This is a genomic window from Tenacibaculum mesophilum, assembly GCF_003867075.1.
In the GTDB taxonomy this organism is placed as follows: domain Bacteria; phylum Bacteroidota; class Bacteroidia; order Flavobacteriales; family Flavobacteriaceae; genus Polaribacter; species Polaribacter mesophilus.
Map to the genome: position 1 here is coordinate 910,652 of NZ_CP032544.1, position 15,769 is coordinate 926,420.

Annotated in this window: 15 protein-coding genes; 9 read left to right on the plus strand and 6 right to left on the minus strand. The window is 30.9% G+C overall.

Annotation, left to right across the window (positions count from 1 at the left end; all coding sequences use genetic code 11):
• Positions 1–26 precede the first annotated feature (26 nt).
• On the plus strand, positions 27–1,730 hold the full coding sequence (locus D6200_RS04265) for a helix-turn-helix domain-containing protein (RefSeq protein ID WP_073182853.1): 1,704 nt from the start codon (positions 27–29) through the stop codon (positions 1,728–1,730).
• Positions 1,731–1,746: 16 nt separating this feature from the next.
• Here D6200_RS04265 and D6200_RS04270 read toward each other — a convergent pair whose 3' ends face one another.
• The gene (locus D6200_RS04270; RefSeq protein WP_073182855.1) at positions 1,747–1,956 is read right to left on the minus strand and encodes a hypothetical protein; all 210 of its coding nucleotides are present in this window, start codon (positions 1,954–1,956) and stop codon (positions 1,747–1,749) included.
• 286 nt (positions 1,957–2,242) lie between these two features.
• Between D6200_RS04270 and D6200_RS15260 the strand changes: the two genes are divergently transcribed.
• The 4 genes from D6200_RS15260 to D6200_RS04285 are packed head-to-tail and all read left to right on the plus strand — an operon-like array spanning position 2,243 to position 3,016.
• Positions 2,243–2,413 carry a hypothetical protein gene (locus tag D6200_RS15260; RefSeq protein WP_159495251.1) on the plus strand — a complete coding sequence of 57 codons (171 nt, stop codon included), beginning with the start codon at positions 2,243–2,245 and terminating at the stop codon, positions 2,411–2,413.
• A gap of 29 nt (positions 2,414–2,442) precedes the next feature.
• Positions 2,443–2,622 carry a hypothetical protein gene (locus D6200_RS04275; RefSeq protein WP_073182857.1) on the plus strand — a complete coding sequence of 60 codons (180 nt, stop codon included), beginning with the start codon at positions 2,443–2,445 and terminating at the stop codon, positions 2,620–2,622.
• Between the two features lie 13 nt (positions 2,623–2,635).
• Positions 2,636–2,815: a hypothetical protein gene (locus D6200_RS04280; protein WP_073182860.1), complete on the plus strand. Its 180-nt coding sequence runs from the start codon at positions 2,636–2,638 to the stop codon at positions 2,813–2,815.
• Positions 2,816–2,836: 21 nt separating this feature from the next.
• Positions 2,837–3,016: a hypothetical protein gene (locus D6200_RS04285; RefSeq protein ID WP_047789555.1), complete on the plus strand. Its 180-nt coding sequence runs from the start codon at positions 2,837–2,839 to the stop codon at positions 3,014–3,016.
• Between the two features lie 99 nt (positions 3,017–3,115).
• On the opposite strand, the gene lon is transcribed toward D6200_RS04285, so the two are convergent.
• Positions 3,116–5,572 carry an endopeptidase La gene (lon, locus tag D6200_RS04290; RefSeq protein ID WP_047789554.1) on the minus strand — a complete coding sequence of 819 codons (2,457 nt, stop codon included), beginning with the start codon at positions 5,570–5,572 and terminating at the stop codon, positions 3,116–3,118.
• A 230-nt stretch (positions 5,573–5,802) separates the two neighbouring features.
• On the opposite strand from lon, the gene D6200_RS04295 reads away from it, so the two are divergent.
• Complete coding sequence (locus tag D6200_RS04295; RefSeq protein ID WP_047789553.1) at positions 5,803–6,489, plus strand: tetratricopeptide repeat protein; 687 nt, start codon at positions 5,803–5,805, stop codon at positions 6,487–6,489.
• 17 nt (positions 6,490–6,506) lie between these two features.
• Here the strand turns inward: D6200_RS04295 and D6200_RS04300 are convergent, their stop codons facing one another.
• The 3 genes from D6200_RS04300 to pheT form a co-directional block, all read right to left on the minus strand.
• Positions 6,507–7,121 carry a LysE family translocator gene (locus tag D6200_RS04300; protein ID WP_073182862.1) on the minus strand — a complete coding sequence of 205 codons (615 nt, stop codon included), beginning with the start codon at positions 7,119–7,121 and terminating at the stop codon, positions 6,507–6,509.
• A gap of 341 nt (positions 7,122–7,462) precedes the next feature.
• Positions 7,463–8,515 (minus strand): quinone-dependent dihydroorotate dehydrogenase, encoded by a 1,053-nt coding sequence (locus D6200_RS04305; protein ID WP_073182864.1) that lies wholly within the window; start codon positions 8,513–8,515, stop codon positions 7,463–7,465.
• Between the two features lie 64 nt (positions 8,516–8,579).
• Complete coding sequence (pheT, locus tag D6200_RS04310; protein ID WP_073182866.1) at positions 8,580–11,006, minus strand: phenylalanine--tRNA ligase subunit beta; 2,427 nt, start codon at positions 11,004–11,006, stop codon at positions 8,580–8,582.
• Between the two features lie 174 nt (positions 11,007–11,180).
• Here pheT and D6200_RS04315 point away from each other — a divergent pair, with 174 nt between their 5' ends.
• Positions 11,181–13,751 carry an endonuclease gene (locus D6200_RS04315; RefSeq protein ID WP_073182868.1) on the plus strand — a complete coding sequence of 857 codons (2,571 nt, stop codon included), beginning with the start codon at positions 11,181–11,183 and terminating at the stop codon, positions 13,749–13,751.
• 72 nt (positions 13,752–13,823) lie between these two features.
• Here the strand turns inward: D6200_RS04315 and D6200_RS04320 are convergent, their stop codons facing one another.
• Positions 13,824–14,117 carry a hypothetical protein gene (locus D6200_RS04320; protein ID WP_073182871.1) on the minus strand — a complete coding sequence of 98 codons (294 nt, stop codon included), beginning with the start codon at positions 14,115–14,117 and terminating at the stop codon, positions 13,824–13,826.
• A 103-nt stretch (positions 14,118–14,220) separates the two neighbouring features.
• On the opposite strand from D6200_RS04320, the gene D6200_RS04325 reads away from it, so the two are divergent.
• Both D6200_RS04325 and D6200_RS04330 read left to right on the plus strand, forming a co-directional pair.
• Positions 14,221–14,847 carry an NUDIX hydrolase gene (locus D6200_RS04325; RefSeq protein WP_073182874.1) on the plus strand — a complete coding sequence of 209 codons (627 nt, stop codon included), beginning with the start codon at positions 14,221–14,223 and terminating at the stop codon, positions 14,845–14,847.
• Between the two features lie 60 nt (positions 14,848–14,907).
• Positions 14,908–15,744 (plus strand): lysophospholipid acyltransferase family protein, encoded by an 837-nt coding sequence (locus D6200_RS04330; protein WP_047789545.1) that lies wholly within the window; start codon positions 14,908–14,910, stop codon positions 15,742–15,744.
• Positions 15,745–15,769 lie beyond the last annotated feature (25 nt).

Consider the following 15,769-nt stretch of genomic DNA (forward strand, 5'->3'; position numbering starts at 1 on the left):
TTTTCCTCTAACCCTTCAAAAAAATTATGTTAAAGCAAATTTTATTTCTCTTCTTAGTAATTTTTAATTGTATTCTTTCTTTTTCTCAAGAAATAGAGAAGTATAACGAAAGTGACTTGATAAAAATTAAAAAAAAGTTCTATTTAAATAAAGAAATTGGTGTTGATAGTTCTTTATACTACATGAACAAGCTTCTACTAAGTAATAATACTGCTTATAAAACTTTTGGATATGCTGCTATAGAATATTTAAAAGTAAGAGAAAAACAATCTATAAACACTTCTTTTAAAGATAGTATTAATAAATATCTTCCTAAAATAGTAAGAGTAAATAAAAATTTTCCTTTACTGTTTGATATTCATATTCTCTTAGGCAACTCTAATAAAAGAAGAAAGTTAATTAAACCAGCTTTACAAAATTATATTACAGCCGAAAATTACGCTTTGTTAGCCAAAGATATTGAGCGAATTATTAAAATAAAAGGGAACATCGCACTTATTTATCAAGACATGGGAGAGCTTGATAAAGCTCTTAATAAAGCAAAAGAAACTCTTGACCTTATAGAAGCTAATAAAGAATCCCTTTCAAACAAGTATTATAGTAGCAAATATAAAAGAATGTTTAATGTTGCTGCTATTTACGCTACTTTATATAAAAAAAATAGAGAAAAACAGCAGTATGCAGACTCTTCTTTACATTACTATAATTTGATACTAAAAACAAAAGAGTTTAATCTTAATAGCTATTATACCGGCAAAGTTTATTATGGAAAAGGGACTATTTATACTTTAAAAAAAGAATACTCTAAAGCTAGTTCTTTTCTTGAAAAAAGTTTAGCGTTATTCGAAAAAAGCAAGTCACAGTCTTATTTATACAAAGGATACTACAACAATGGTCTAAACTATTATAATTTAAATAAATTCGAAAAGGCTAAACATAACTTTTTAACTGCTCTTAAAATAAAAAAAGACACCATTTTAGATGATAATTATATAAAAATGAATGGATACCTTTCACAAATTTATACTTATCAAAATAAAGTAGACTCTGCAAATTATTATTTAAACACATATGTAAATAATCATTCAAAAGTTTCATTAAGAGATAAAAAACAGTTTAAAGAAGCAATTAAAGTTGATTTTGATAAAAAAATTAAAAAGTTAAAAGAGGATAGTAACAAAAAGAATTTTTATTATGAAATTATAGTTATAGGATTAATATCTACAGTAATAGTTATCTCTTTTTTAGTATTTAAAAACGCTAAAGAAAAAAAGAAAACAAAGAAAAAGTTAAGTGAACTATTAAATAAAATTTCAAAAAAAGAAGACCTAACTGAAAAGCCCTTTTCTTTACCTAATCCATTAAAAATAAAAGACGAACAACATCAACAAATTATTAGCGGCTTATTAAAAATAGAGGAAAAGAAATACTTTTTAAAAGAAGAGTATAATTTATATAATGCAGCTAAAAAAATAGGAACCAATACTACTTACCTATCAAAAATCATTAAAGATTATAAAAAAATGAGCTTTAATGATTATACGAATGAGTTACGTATTAATTACATTATTGGAATATTGAGTAATGATAAGAAAGTGAGGTCTTATACAACACAAGCTATTGGAGAAATTGCTGGATATAAAAATGCGAAGTCTTTTACTCGAATTTTTAAAAAATATATAGGTATAACTCCTTATCAATTTATAGAGAAAATTAATAAGGAGTTATAATGCTTTTGTAATTATTTTAAACCTTAAAATTATTTTTACGATCGTAGCATTTATCTTTTTCTGCACTTGGTGGTAAAACAAAACAGTCTTCTTCTCCATCTGTATCTGGTCCGCCAAAATCTATTTTTTCATAATTCGCCTTAACTGGATCTCCTGCTAATATCTTTGTTTTTTCCTCTAATGTTAATTTATACTTTGCTAACATCTCAATAGATAAACATTTCATAAGTTTTAATTTTTAAGTTATATGTAAAGTTAATTTTTTAATCTATTGTTTTTGTTTTTATCAAACTCACCAAAAAACAAAACACACAAAACACTACAAAACAACAACTTAAATCAACAATAATAATGTCATTATTTTTAAATAGTACCTCCTGTTTTCATAAATAGTACCTGTTTTTACTTCTTTTGTAACTAACAATGTTTAATATTTGTTATAAATCAAGCTTGTTTTAATGCGTCCCCCGAAAAGCATTTAATAGAGTAGGGATAACTCAAATTAATTAATCATGTTAAAATCAATTTCTAAATTAGGAAACGTTCTGAATAAATCAGAACAAAGAACTATTAATGGTGGACAAATTGTTTGCCCTAGAGGAACTTATTTAAAATGTAATTGGATAAGATGTTGGTGTGAACCAGAATATGTTGAAGAATTACCTGTAGACTTTGACCACTAAAAATTATCAATAACCAAAACTAATTAATTATGAAAACAAAAGTTTTAAACCTAGGTACTATTATCAGTAAAACAGCACAAAAACAAATTTTAGGAGGTGAATCTCCTATGAGGTGCCCAGGAGATGGAGTATTAGTATGCAAAGGTGAAAAACCTCACACCAATTGTTGGTGTTATTATAAAGCATACGAAGTACTTAGACCTGAGTAACAAATTAATAATTATGAAAACAAAAATTTTAAATTTAGGTACTATTATTAATAAAGCAGCGCAAAAACAAATTTTAGGAGGTACACCTGCAAAATGTCCTGGAGATGGAGTATTGAAATGTAGAGGAAAAGAGCCTTATATTATGTGTTGGTGTGAATATGATAAGAAGAATTTTTTTGAACCTAACTATTAGTAATTAATTAAAAATATAATTATGAAAACAAAAATTTCAAACTTAGGTACTGTTATCAATAAAACAGCGCAAAAACAAATTTTAGGAGGTACACCTATAAAATGTCCTGGAGATGGAGTATGGACATGTAGAGGAAAAGAGCCTTATATTATATGTTGGTGTGTATATGATAAACACTATGACCGTGAACCTAACTTTTAAGTAACAAAGCAATGTATATTCATGAAGTTTCTTAAGTAAAACTCTACTTAAAAAACAGCCAATAGAACTATATTGGCTGTTTGTTTAGTTTTTCTAATATTATAAAAGTTTCTTAGCTTTTTTAACTTTTTGCTTGGTAAGTGCTATATCAATTACCTCACTCATGTCGGTTACATAATGAAATGTTAACCCTTTTAAGTAGCTCTCTTTTATTTCTTCTATATCCTTTTTATTATCAGCACACAAAATAATTTCTTTAATATTTGCTCGTTTTGCTGCTAATATTTTTTCTTTAATTCCACCAACTGGAAGTACCTTTCCGCGTAGCGTGATCTCTCCAGTCATGGCTAATTTATTTTTCACCTTACGCTGTGTAAATACAGAAACTAAAGAAGTTAACATCGTAATACCTGCACTTGGACCATCTTTAGGGGTAGCTCCTTCAGGCACGTGAATGTGTACATCATATTTATCTAATACTTCAGGATTAATTCCAAATTCTTCAGCATTAGATTTTATATATTTCATTGCTATTGTTGAAGACTCTTTCATTACAGTACCTAAGTTACCTGTTATTGAAAGATTTCCTTTTCCTTTAGAAATAATAGATTCTATAAATAAAATATCTCCTCCAACACTTGTCCAAGCTAACCCAGTAACAACACCTGCAACATCGTTATTCTCGTACTTATCACGTTCTAAACGTGCAGGTCCTAAAATAGTTTCTATATCTTCATTTGTCAAAACAACATTGTACTCCTCTTCCATCGCAATAGACTTAGCGGCAAAGCGAACTACTTTTGCTACTTGTTTTTCTAAACCACGGACTCCAGACTCTCTAGTATATCCTTCAACTATTTTCTCTATCTGCTTTTTACCTACTGTTAAATGTTCTTTTGATAATCCGTGCTCTTTTAATTGCTTTGGGAACAAGTATTTTTTAGCTATTTCTACCTTCTCTTCAATAGTATACCCTGTTACGTTAATAATTTCCATACGATCACGTAATGCCCATGGAATTTGATTAATGTTATTAGCTGTTGCTATAAATAATACTTTAGAAAGATCATATCCCACTTCTAAATAATTATCATAAAAAGCTGTGTTTTGTTCTGGGTCTAATACTTCTAACATTGCTGAAGAAGGATCTCCTTGATGACTTTGACTTAACTTATCTATTTCATCTAACACAAATACAGGATTTGAAGTTCCTGCCTTTTTAATATTTTGGATTAAACGACCAGGCATTGCTCCAATATAGGTTTTACGGTGTCCTCTAATTTCAGCTTCATCACGTAAACCTCCTAAAGACATACGTACGTACTTGCGTCCTAATGCTTCAGCTACCGATTTACCTAACGATGTTTTACCTACTCCTGGAGGTCCGTATAAACAAATAATTGGCGATTTCATATCACCACGTAATTTTAAAACCGCTAAATGCTCTAAAATACGCTCTTTAACTTTCTCTAACCCAAAATGATCTCTATCTAAAATTTTTTGAGCTCTTTTTAAATCAAATTTATCTTTTGAATACTCGCCCCAAGGTAACTCTAACATTAACTCTAAGTAGTTACGCTGTACACCATATTCTGCCATTTGAGGGTTCATACGTCTTAAACGCCCTAACTCTTTCTCAAAAGTTTCTCCAACCTCTTTATTCCATTTTTTAGACTTAGCCTTAGTACGCATTTCATCTAGCTCTTGCTCGTGAGAAACACCACCTAATTCATCTTGAATGGTTTTTAATTGTTGATTTAAATAGTATTCACGTTGTTGTTTATCTAAGTCAGAACGTGTTTTAGATTGAATATCGTTACGTAATTGTAACTTTTGAAGCTCTTTATCTAAATTCTTTAACGTTAATAATGCACGTTCTTTTAAATTGTCTTTCTCAAGTAATACCTGCTTTTGCGATACACTTAATTCCATGTTTGACGAAATAAAATTCACCAAAAATGAATTGGATTGAATATTTTTTATAGCAAAAGATGCTTCTGAAGGTAGCATAGGGTTTTCTTTAATTACCTCTAATGCTAAGTCTTTAATCGAATCGATAATTGCATCAAACTCTTTTTGATCATCAATTTCTCGCTCATCTACAGCTTCTTTTACTCTTGCTTTTAAGTAAGGGGCTTCTTGCGTAATTTCCTCTATTTCAAAACGCTTTTTACCTTGGATAATTACAGTTGTATTACCATCAGGCATTTTTAATACACGTAAAATTTGTGCCACTACACCTGTTTGATAAATATCATCAATTCCTGGATCTTCAACTTCACTATCTTTTTGTGCTACAACACCTACAACTTTATCTCCCTTGTTGGCATCTTTAATTAACTGAATAGACTTATCTCTACCTGCCGTAATTGGAATTACAACTCCTGGAAATAACACTGTATTACGTAGAGGAAGAATTGGTAATTCTTCAGGAATACTTTCTTGATTTATTAACTCTTCATCTTCTGGTGTTAATAATGGAATTAACTCTGAATCCTCATTAAAAACATCTTGAAGCGACAAATTGTCTAAATGTAATATTTTTGATTTACTCATATCTTATTTATTCTGTCATAGTGGCACTTATCACTCTTTTATTGAAAAAAAACCACTTTTTAAAAACCTTAATCTACTGATAAACAAAAGAATAAACTTAAACTCTTATCTATCTCGTTATCTATATTTCAATTCTTATGCCAACGAAAGCTATAAATAATTTAATTTGTAACTTATTTGGTTCTAAATCGTCTTACTAACATCTTATTTCAACATAAAACTAACCAAAAATGAAATTTAACATTTTAACTCTATCATTACTTTTATTACTAATTAACTGTACCTCAAAAACAAACTCTTCTGAGTTTATTGAAAAAGCAGCAGGACGCTATTATTTTAATGCTGATGAAATTATAGAAGTTACTTTTAATAATGACAATAAATTACTTATAAAATGGCGTAATCAAAACTTAGAACCTTTAAAAGTGAATGATTCTTCTTTTTACGTTAGAGAGTTAAATGAAAAACTAATTTTTAATACTTCTAAGAATATGATAGGGTTAGCTGAAAAGCGTGAGCATGAAGGTGAAAAGTATGTCTTTAAAAAACTAAAAAAAGGAGAAAAAACTCCCAGCGAACATTTAGCAGAAGGTAACTTTGAAGCTGCTTTAAAAGGTTACAAAGCTATAAAAGAAAAAGACAGTTTAAATCCTGTAATCAGAGAACGAAATATAAATAGGTTAGGATATCAATACCTTAGAAAAGATGAGTTTGAAAATGCCCTTAATGTTTTTAAAATTAATATTGAATTGTATCCTAACAGTTCAAATACTTATGATAGTACCGCTGATGCTTATACCAGAATGAAAGATACAGCGAACGCTATTGAATACTATAAAAAAGCTTTAACCATTAACCCTGAAAATAGAAGTTCTAAACGTGCTTTAGAAAAACTTACTTTAAAGAAAGAGGAATAAATAATCTTGAAAGTTTTTTAAAGTAAAATTAACATCGCTATACCTATAAAAACTACAATTTGCGCCCATTTTAAATATATTCCCACCTTTTTGTGCTGTTTAATGTAATTAGAAATTTTTCCTGCCAAAATAGCAATGGAAGAAAATATTAAAAAAGATGTTAGAATGAATAATCCTCCTAATACATAAAATTGGAGTACGTTTGACAAGCTGTCAGAAAACAAAAACTGCGGGAAGAATGCCAAAAAGAAAATCGTAACCTTAGGGTTTAATACATTCATCCAAAAACCTGTTTTGAATAATTGTAATGTTGATTTTTTCTGAACATTCTCCGTAGAAAATGCAATTTTAGCATCACTTTTATACACTTGATATGCTAAATATAGTAAGTATCCTGCTCCAAATAACTTAATGATAAAAAATAAATTCGGATTCTGTTTGATGATTTCAGATACTCCAAAAGCTACCAACGTGGTATGAATGATGCATCCTGTCATTAAACCAGCAACTGTAGCCAATCCATATTTTCTTCCATTAACAATACTTTGTGTTAAGACAAAAATATTATCAGGACCTGGTGAAATAGCTAAAGTAGCCGTAGCAAATACAAAAGATATGAGGGTTTCTAGCATTTTTTTACTTAATTAGATTGAATAAGATAATATAAAAAGTAAAATGTAATATAAAGCGGGGGAAAAACCTATGATTACCCAAATTATGTTTTTTTAAAAATCTTTTTTTCTCTGAAACCATACTATTAACGGAAATATAGCGGATAGAATAAACCCTATATAAACTAACACTTTCGAAAATTGCTTTCCTTTTTCATATAAATACTTATTATCTGAAAAGCGATAGAGTTCAAACTTCCCTTTTAATATTAAATATTGAGCAAGAAATAAAAAAATAAGAAACAATACTATTTTATAGGATAATAAAAACTTCTTTATTCACTAAAGTTATAACAATAATACTATTTCTTTTCAGCTAAAATAGCCTTATTGATTCTTTTTACCAAGCTTGGTCCTTCATAAATGAATCCTGTATAAATCTGAATTAAATCTGCACCTGCTTTTAGCTTTTCTAAGGCATCTTTTTCAGAATGAATACCTCCTACTCCTATAATTGGAAATGCTTTATTAGAGTTATCCGTTAAGTATTGAATTACTTTGGTACTTCTATCTTTAACCGGTTGTCCGCTTACACCTCCATTACCTATTTCTTGTAAACGATCTTTAGAAGCTTTTAAATTATCTCTATTTACTGAAGTATTCGACGCTATAACTCCATCAATCTTCGTTTCAGCAACCAACTCAATAATTTCATCTAATTGTTGATTATTTAAGTCTGGAGCAATTTTTAATAAGATTGGTTTGCTTCGACTACGCTCAGCAACCGATAATTCTTTATCTATCTTTTGAACTTCAGTAATTAACTCTTTTAAATAATCAGCATCTTCTAATTTTGCATGACTAGATACATTCGGGCAGCTAACATTCAACACAAAATAATCTACATACGGGTGTAATCCTTTAAAACATGTTATGTAGTCTTCTGTATAATTTTCAGGAGCTGTATTCGTATTTTTTCCAATATTTCCTCCTATAATTATTTTTCCTTTGTTCTTTTTTAATTGCTCAATCGCTGCTGTTAACCCTTCATTATTAAACCCCATTCGGTTAATGATTCCTTTATCATCTTTTAAACGGAATAAACGTTTTTTCGGGTTTCCTGCTTGACCTTTTGGCGTTACAGTACCAATTTCAACAAAACCAAATCCAAAATTAGCCAACTCGTTGTACAATACTGCATTTTTATCAAATCCTGCTGCTAACCCTACTGGGTTTTTAAATGTTAATCCGAATAAATTGCGTTCTAACTTTTTATCGTTTACTTGATACATTCCTCTAAAGATAGAAGACATTCCTGGTACTTTCGATAAAAACTTTACTAATGAAAATGTAAAGTGGTGAATCTTTTCAGGATCAAAAAGGAAAAAAATTGGGCGAATCAGTAATTTATACATTAGTTTATTTTAAGTATTGTTCTTTATTAAATATAAAAAAAGCTCCAAAAATGGAGCTTCTGAATTATCGTAATACAGCGTCTAAATTCTTTTCGAATGTTTGCTGTAGTTTCTGCATTATTTTATCTATTTGTTTATCTGCCAACGTTTTGTTTTCATCTTGTAATACAAAACTTACTGCATACGACTTTTTACCTTCTGGCAATTTGTCTCCTTCATACACATCAAACAAATCCACTTCTTTTAAAAGCTTTCTTTCTGATTGAAATGCTAAGTTATAAATTTCTTTGAATTCAACTTTATTATCCAATAACAAGGCTAAATCACGCTTTACAGCTGGAAACTTAGGTAAATCAGCTACTTTTATTTTTTTCTTACCTACTAAATCTAAAATATTCTGCCAGTTAAAGTCTGCAAACAATACCTCTTGTTTTATTGAAAACTCTTTTAAAATTGCTCTTTTAACAACTCCTAACTCTACTAACTTAGTTTTTCCTAAACTTAACGTAATTCCTTCAGAAAACACATCTGATTTTGTTGGAGTGGTTTTTAATTTATCAATTCCTAAGCGACTTAATAAAGCTGTTACAATCCCTTTAACATAGAAGAAATCTGATGTCTCTGTAGCTACCTTCCAGCTATCTTGTGTTCTATTACCAGTAACAAATAACGTTAAATGCTTGTCTTCTTGGTATCTGCTTTCATATTTATGATACGTCTTACCAAACTCGTAAAACTTTAATGAATTGTTCTTTCTGTTAATATTGTATGCTACAGATTCTAAACCACTAAATAGTAACGATTGACGCATTACTTTTAAGTCGTTACTTAACGGATTCAACATTTCAACGTTAAAATCAGCGTTTAAGTTATCAGATAACTCAATATAACCTGCCTTTGTTAACGAATTTGCCATAGTTTCATTAAACCCTAACGATGTTAACTGGTCAGCAACAATATTTTCAACTTTTACGTCTTTATCACTATCAAAAGAAATAGACGTATTTAATTTATGAGAAAACTCTACATTATTATATCCGTAAACACGTAAGATTTCTTCTATAATATCTGCTTCACGTTGTACATCTACACGATACGATGGTACTACCAATCCTAAACCAGCTTCAGTAACACTATTAATTTTAATATCTAATGAAGCTAAAATCTTTTTAATCGTTTCCTTAGGTATTTCTTGACCTATTAATTTATATGCATTTTCAAACGATAAGAACACCTCAAAATCTTCCACCTTTACAGGGTAAAAATCTAAAATATCAGAAGACATTTTTCCTCCTGCATATTCTTCAATTAATAAAGCGGCACGTTTTAAGGCATATTTTGTTGTGTTGATGTCAATACCTCTTTCAAAACGGAAAGAAGCGTCTGTATTTAACCCGTGACGTTTTGCTGTTTTACGAACAGACACAGGGTTAAAATAAGCACTTTCTAAGAAAATAGAAGTTGTATGCTCTGTAACTCCTGATTGTGCTCCTCCAAATACACCTCCAATACATAATGGATTATCATCTGCATCACAAATCATAATATCTTCAGAAGACAACTTTCTTTCTACATCATCCAACGTTGTAAACTTAGTGCCTTCTTCTAAAGTTTTTACTACTACTTTACCTCCTCTAATTTTAGAAGCATCAAAAGCGTGTAATGGTTGTCCTAACTCATGCAATACATAGTTAGTAATATCTACAATATTATTTTTTGGAGCTAATCCAATTGCTTTTAATCTGTTTTGAATCCACTCTGGTGATTCTTTTACTTCTACATCAGTAATGGTTATACCACAATAACGAGGTGCTAAATCTTTATCTTCAATTTCAATATCAATTTTATGAGTACGCTCATCAACATGAAAATCAGAAACAGAAGGAGATATTAACTCAATATTAGTTCCTTGCTGAATTAATCCAGCTCTTAAATCGCGTGCAACACCGTAATGACTCATGGCATCTGCTCGGTTTGGTGTTAACCCAATTTCAAAAACATAGTCTGTCTCAATGTTAAAAACCTCTGAACAAGGAGTACCTGGAGCTAAATTCTCGTCTAACACCATAATACCATCATGACTTTGTCCTAAACCTAATTCGTCTTCGGCACAAATCATTCCGTGACTCTCTTCTCCTCTTATCTTTCCTTTTTTAATTTTAAAGCCTTCTCCTTTTTCATCATACAACATGGTACCAACAGTAGCCACAGGAACTTTTTGTCCTGCCGCGACATTTGGTGCTCCACATACAATTTGTACAGGGGTACCATCTCCTAAATCAACAGTAGTAACCTTTAACTTATCTGCATTAGCGTGCTTTTCACAAGTTAAAACTTCTCCTACAACTACCCCTTTTAGGCTTCCTTTAATACTCTCTACAGTTTCTATTCCTTCAACTTCAAGACCTAAATCAGTTAATAACTCACCTGTTTTCTCTGCCTCCCAGTCTGTCTGTAAAAATTGTTGTAACCAATTGTATGATATCTTCATAATCAATCTCTAATTTTAGCGTGCAAATTTATGCAAAATAAAGGAAAAACTATAAACTAGTTACCTACAAAAGATATACGATTGATTATTAACCTTTTGATAACATCAAAAAATTATATTTTTTATTGATTTGCAGGAGGTTAACAAAAATTTAACTTTTTTCAATAAAATATTATGAAACACAAACTACTCTTCTTCTTTTTAATAGCTTCATTAGCTGTTTTTTCACAAATTCCTTCATATTATAACGATGTTAATTTGAATTTATCTGGTTCAGCATTAAAAAATGAGCTCGCTACTAAAATTATTAATACACATACAACAAACCTATCATACACACCTGGTGTGTGGAATGCACTTAAACAAACTGATTTAGATCCTAACGACGCAAGTAAGGTTTTGTTAATTTATGGATATAGTGACACTGATGGCAACTACGTTACTGATAGAACTAGGGATAAAGAAGCTAATGGTGGTAGTGCTGGCACACAATGGAATAGAGAACATGTGTACCCTAAATCATTAGGAAGTCCTAATTTAGGAACTTCTGGACCAGGAGCAGATGCTCATCATTTAAGAGCTGCTGATATTTCTTTCAATTCACAAAGAAGCAGCAAAAAATTTGCAGATGGTTCTGGTAATGCTGGTAATGTTTCAGGTGGTTGGTATCCTGGTGATGAATGGAAAGGCGATGTTGCCCGTATGATGATGTATATGTATTTACGCTACGGAAACCAATGTTTACCTACTGGTGTTGGTACAGGATCAACTATGGCTTCGGACTCTAACATGCTTACTTTATTTATTCAATGGAATGTAGACGATCCAGTATCTGACTTTGAAAAACAACGTAATCCTATTTTAGAAGGAATTCAAGGAAATCGTAATCCGTTTATCGATAATCCTGCATTTGCTACAGAAATCTGGGGAGGACCTCAAGCTGAAGATTTATTTGGAGGTGGTAGCGGATCAGATACACAAGCTCCTACTGCTCCATCTAACTTAGCAGCTTCAAATATTACAGAAACTAAAGTTGATTTAACTTGGTCTGCATCTACTGATAATGTTGGTGTATCAGGGTACGATGTGTACAATGGAGCTACGAAAATTGCTACCGTTACAACAACTTCGTATAGCGTTACAGGTTTAACAGCAGCAACTAATTATACTTTTTCTGTAAAAGCTAAAGATGCTGCAGGTAATCAATCTACTTCTAGTAATTCTGTTTCTGTTACAACTAACACAAGTTCAGGTGGAGGAAATGGAACAGCTACGGATTTATTAATTTCTGAGTATGTAGAAGGTTCTTCAAATAATAAAGCTATTGAAATTGCTAATTTCACTGGAGCCAGTGTAAACTTATCAGGGTATTCATTAAAGAAAGCTGCCAATGGTGGTGGATGGACCAATACATTAACTTTAAGTGGTCAACTAACAAATGGTGATGTTTATGTTATAGCTAATAGCAGTGCTTCTAGTACGATATTAAATAAAGCTGACAGAACAGATACTGGTGTAATTTCTTTTAACGGAAACGATGCTGTTGGTTTATTCAAAGGAAGTACTCTTATCGATTTAATTGGAGATCCTAATAGCTCTTCAACTTTTGCACAAGACAAAACAATGCAAAGAAAATCTTCTGTTACATCTCCTAACAGTGCATATACAACTTCTGAATGGGATATTTTAACGAAAGATACATTTAGCGGCTTGGGAAACCACAACATTGATGGTGGAACTTCTACACCAGACACAACTGCTCCATCTGCGCCAACTAATGTTGCTGCTTCAAATATTACACAAACTTCTGTTAATTTAAGCTGGACTGCTTCAACTGATAATATTGATGTTACAGGATATGACATATATCAAGGAAGTTCAAAAATAGCCACTGTTACTACTACAAGTTATTCTGTAAGTGGATTAACAGCCTCTACAAGCTATACTTTTTCTGTAAAAGCCAAAGATGCTGCAAACAATATTTCTTCTTCAAGTAATATGGTAAACGTAACAACTCTAGCAAACACAATTTCTTATTGTAGTACTAAAGGAAATAATGTAAATTATGAATGGATTGATAATGTTGTTATTGGTGGAATTTCAAACGCTACTAGTGCCAACGGTGGGTATGCTGACTTTACTTCTTTAACTGGAAACTTACCTTACGGAAGTAATACTATTGTAGTAAGCGCTGGATTTGCTAGTTCTTCATACACAGAATACTGGAAAGTTTGGATTGATTTTAATAAAAATGGAACTTTTGAATCTTCTGAAGAAGTTGTTAGTGGTTCTTCATCTAGCTCTGGTAATTTATCTTATAATTTTTCGGTACCTGCCTCTGCTTTAGCAGGTACTACAAGAATGCGTGTATCAATGAAATGGAATGCAGCTCCATCAGCTTGTGAGACTTTTTCTTATGGTGAAGTTGAAGATTATACTGTTAACATAGGTAGTAGCTCTAAAGGTTTAGGATACAACAACATCACTATCGATGGAAAGTTGGGCAATGAAGCTTCCATTTTTGATGCTAGTGTTTCACCAAACCCTAGTGTAGACTTCATAAAAATTAATTTAGCTGATGACAGAGATGCTACTTTTAAAATAACAAATTTAGCAGGACAACAAGTTTTAGCAGGAAAAGTTACTCATAAAAGTCTTGATGTTTCAAGTCTACATAACGGAATTTATATTCTTGAAGTAAACGATAGTCAAAAATCATTTACAAAAAAAATCATCAAGAAATAGTTTATAGTTATAGAATACTAAAAAGAGCTTCCAAAATTGGAAGCTCTTTATTTTTTTATTCGACTTAAAAGACTAAACTTCAATCGTAGTTTTTGTTTCCTTTGAAGAAAAAACATAAGTATATAACCACATAAGAGTAAATGTTGGCACAACATCTAACCCAGGCATCGCTTCTTCAATAAAAGCAATGGCTCCTGCTACTTTACCTTTATTTCCTTTATACATTTTTGTCATTATATACGCTGATGCTGGTGCCCAAACAATATCAGACAACTCTCCAAGCCCAGGTATTAAATAAGATACATACCCTATAGCGTCAAACAACAAACTTAATGCTAGTTTTTGGTACTTTTTTTCTTTATTCATTTAGTATTAAATTAATTCCACACCTAACAAATCAAAATTCAAGCCAAAACTTATAACTTTTATCTTGTAAATTGATAAGTTTGTTCTAAAATACTAAAAACGAATGACTTTTTCTGATTTTATCAATCAAATAGAAAGATTGCAGCAAAAGCAACTAGGTGGTTTAACTTCTCAATTTAAGTTAGCTCCAAAATTAAGAACACGGTTTTCAGAAGAATTAATACTAAGCAAAAATCCAAGAAAAGCAGCTGTTTTAGCGTTATTTTACCCTGACAATGATAACCAAACACGCTTTTTACTTACTGAAAGAGCGAGTTATAATGGAGCGCATTCATCTCAAATTAGCTTTCCTGGTGGGAAATTTGACAAAGAGGATAGTAACCTACAAACAACTGCTTTACGGGAAACTTATGAAGAAGTTGGTGTACACTATAAATCTATTGAAATAATACGACAAACTTCAGACGCATATATTCCTCCTAGTAACTTTTTAGTAGCTCCATTTATAGGTGTTTCAGAAAAAACACCTCATTTCACTCCAAACGAAGAAGTTGCAGAAATTATTGAAGTTTTATTAGCTGATTTATTAGACGATTCAAACTTGACTTCAGTAGAAATGGAAACCTCATACATGAAAAATATTGAGGTACCATGCTTTAAATTAAACGATTACATTGTATGGGGTGCAACTGCCATGATGCTTTCAGAAATTAAAGATTTATTTAAATAGTTTTTTTTATGGTTTTCTTTTGTAATTTAGCATTTACACTAATAAAACCAGATTATAAAAATGCCTTTATTTAAAAGGAATCCTTTTGGACATATATTGTTCATTAAAAGATTTTTAATACAAGTTCTCGGAGTTATTTCTCACGGACGTTACCGTAAGTTTAATGACCTGCAAATAGAGGGAATGGATGTTTTAAGAAGTCTCCCCGACCAAAAAGTACTATTTATCTCCAATCACCAAACGTATTTTGCCGATGTAGCAGCCATGTTTCACGTATTTAATGCCGCTTTAAAAGGTAGAGATGACAATATTAGAAACGTAGGGTATTTATGGAAACCTAAACTAAATATTTATTATGTTGCTGCAGGTGAAACCATGCGTTCTGGTTTGCTTCCTAAAATTTTTGCTTATGTAGGTTCTGTCTCTGTTGAAAGAACTTGGAGAAGCGCAGGAAAAGATGTAAACAGACAAGTAAAAATGTCTGACATTTCTAATATAGGTAAAGCATTAGATGATGGCTGGGTAATTACCTTTCCACAAGGTACAACTACCCCTTTTAAGCCTATTCGTCGTGGTACAGCCCATATCATTAAAACCTACAAGCCTATTGTAGTTCCTATAGTAATTGACGGATTTAGACGTTCTTTTGACAAAAAAGGATTGATGATAAAAAAACGTAACGTGCTACAATCTATGGTTATTAAAGAACCTTTAGAAATTGATTACGAAAATGAAGATGTGGCTAGCATTGTTGAAAAAATTGAGTATGCAATAGAGCAACACCCATCTTTTTTAAAGGTGTTAACACCAAAACAACTTCAGGAACAAGAAGAGTTTATTGAAAAGAGACGTTTTTGGGGAGCTGATAAACCTAAAGAAAAAGAAAAGAAAGATTAATAACATTAAAATTAACGTTTAAGTT

Bases quoted from the DNA above. Each gene is read 5' to 3' on its own strand.
- D6200_RS04270 (WP_073182855.1), bottom strand. From the start codon at position 1,956: ATGAAATGTTTATCTATTGAGATGTTAGCAAAGTATAAATTAACATTA.
- D6200_RS15260 (WP_159495251.1), top strand. From the start codon at position 2,243: ATGTTAAAATCAATTTCTAAATTAGGAAACGTTCTGAATAAATCAGAA.
- D6200_RS04295 (WP_047789553.1), top strand. From the start codon at position 5,803: ATGAAATTTAACATTTTAACTCTATCATTACTTTTATTACTAATTAAC.
- lon (WP_047789554.1), bottom strand. From the start codon at position 5,572: ATGAGTAAATCAAAAATATTACATTTAGACAATTTGTCGCTTCAAGAT.
- D6200_RS04305 (WP_073182864.1), bottom strand. From the start codon at position 8,515: ATGTATAAATTACTGATTCGCCCAATTTTTTTCCTTTTTGATCCTGAA.
- D6200_RS04325 (WP_073182874.1), top strand. From the start codon at position 14,221: ATGACTTTTTCTGATTTTATCAATCAAATAGAAAGATTGCAGCAAAAG.
- D6200_RS04320 (WP_073182871.1), bottom strand. From the start codon at position 14,117: ATGAATAAAGAAAAAAAGTACCAAAAACTAGCATTAAGTTTGTTGTTT.
- pheT (WP_073182866.1), bottom strand. From the start codon at position 11,006: ATGAAGATATCATACAATTGGTTACAACAATTTTTACAGACAGACTGG.
- D6200_RS04300 (WP_073182862.1), bottom strand. From the start codon at position 7,121: ATGCTAGAAACCCTCATATCTTTTGTATTTGCTACGGCTACTTTAGCT.
- D6200_RS04285 (WP_047789555.1), top strand. From the start codon at position 2,837: ATGAAAACAAAAATTTCAAACTTAGGTACTGTTATCAATAAAACAGCG.
- D6200_RS04280 (WP_073182860.1), top strand. From the start codon at position 2,636: ATGAAAACAAAAATTTTAAATTTAGGTACTATTATTAATAAAGCAGCG.
- D6200_RS04315 (WP_073182868.1), top strand. From the start codon at position 11,181: ATGAAACACAAACTACTCTTCTTCTTTTTAATAGCTTCATTAGCTGTT.
- D6200_RS04265 (WP_073182853.1), top strand. From the start codon at position 27: ATGTTAAAGCAAATTTTATTTCTCTTCTTAGTAATTTTTAATTGTATT.
- D6200_RS04330 (WP_047789545.1), top strand. From the start codon at position 14,908: ATGCCTTTATTTAAAAGGAATCCTTTTGGACATATATTGTTCATTAAA.
- D6200_RS04275 (WP_073182857.1), top strand. From the start codon at position 2,443: ATGAAAACAAAAGTTTTAAACCTAGGTACTATTATCAGTAAAACAGCA.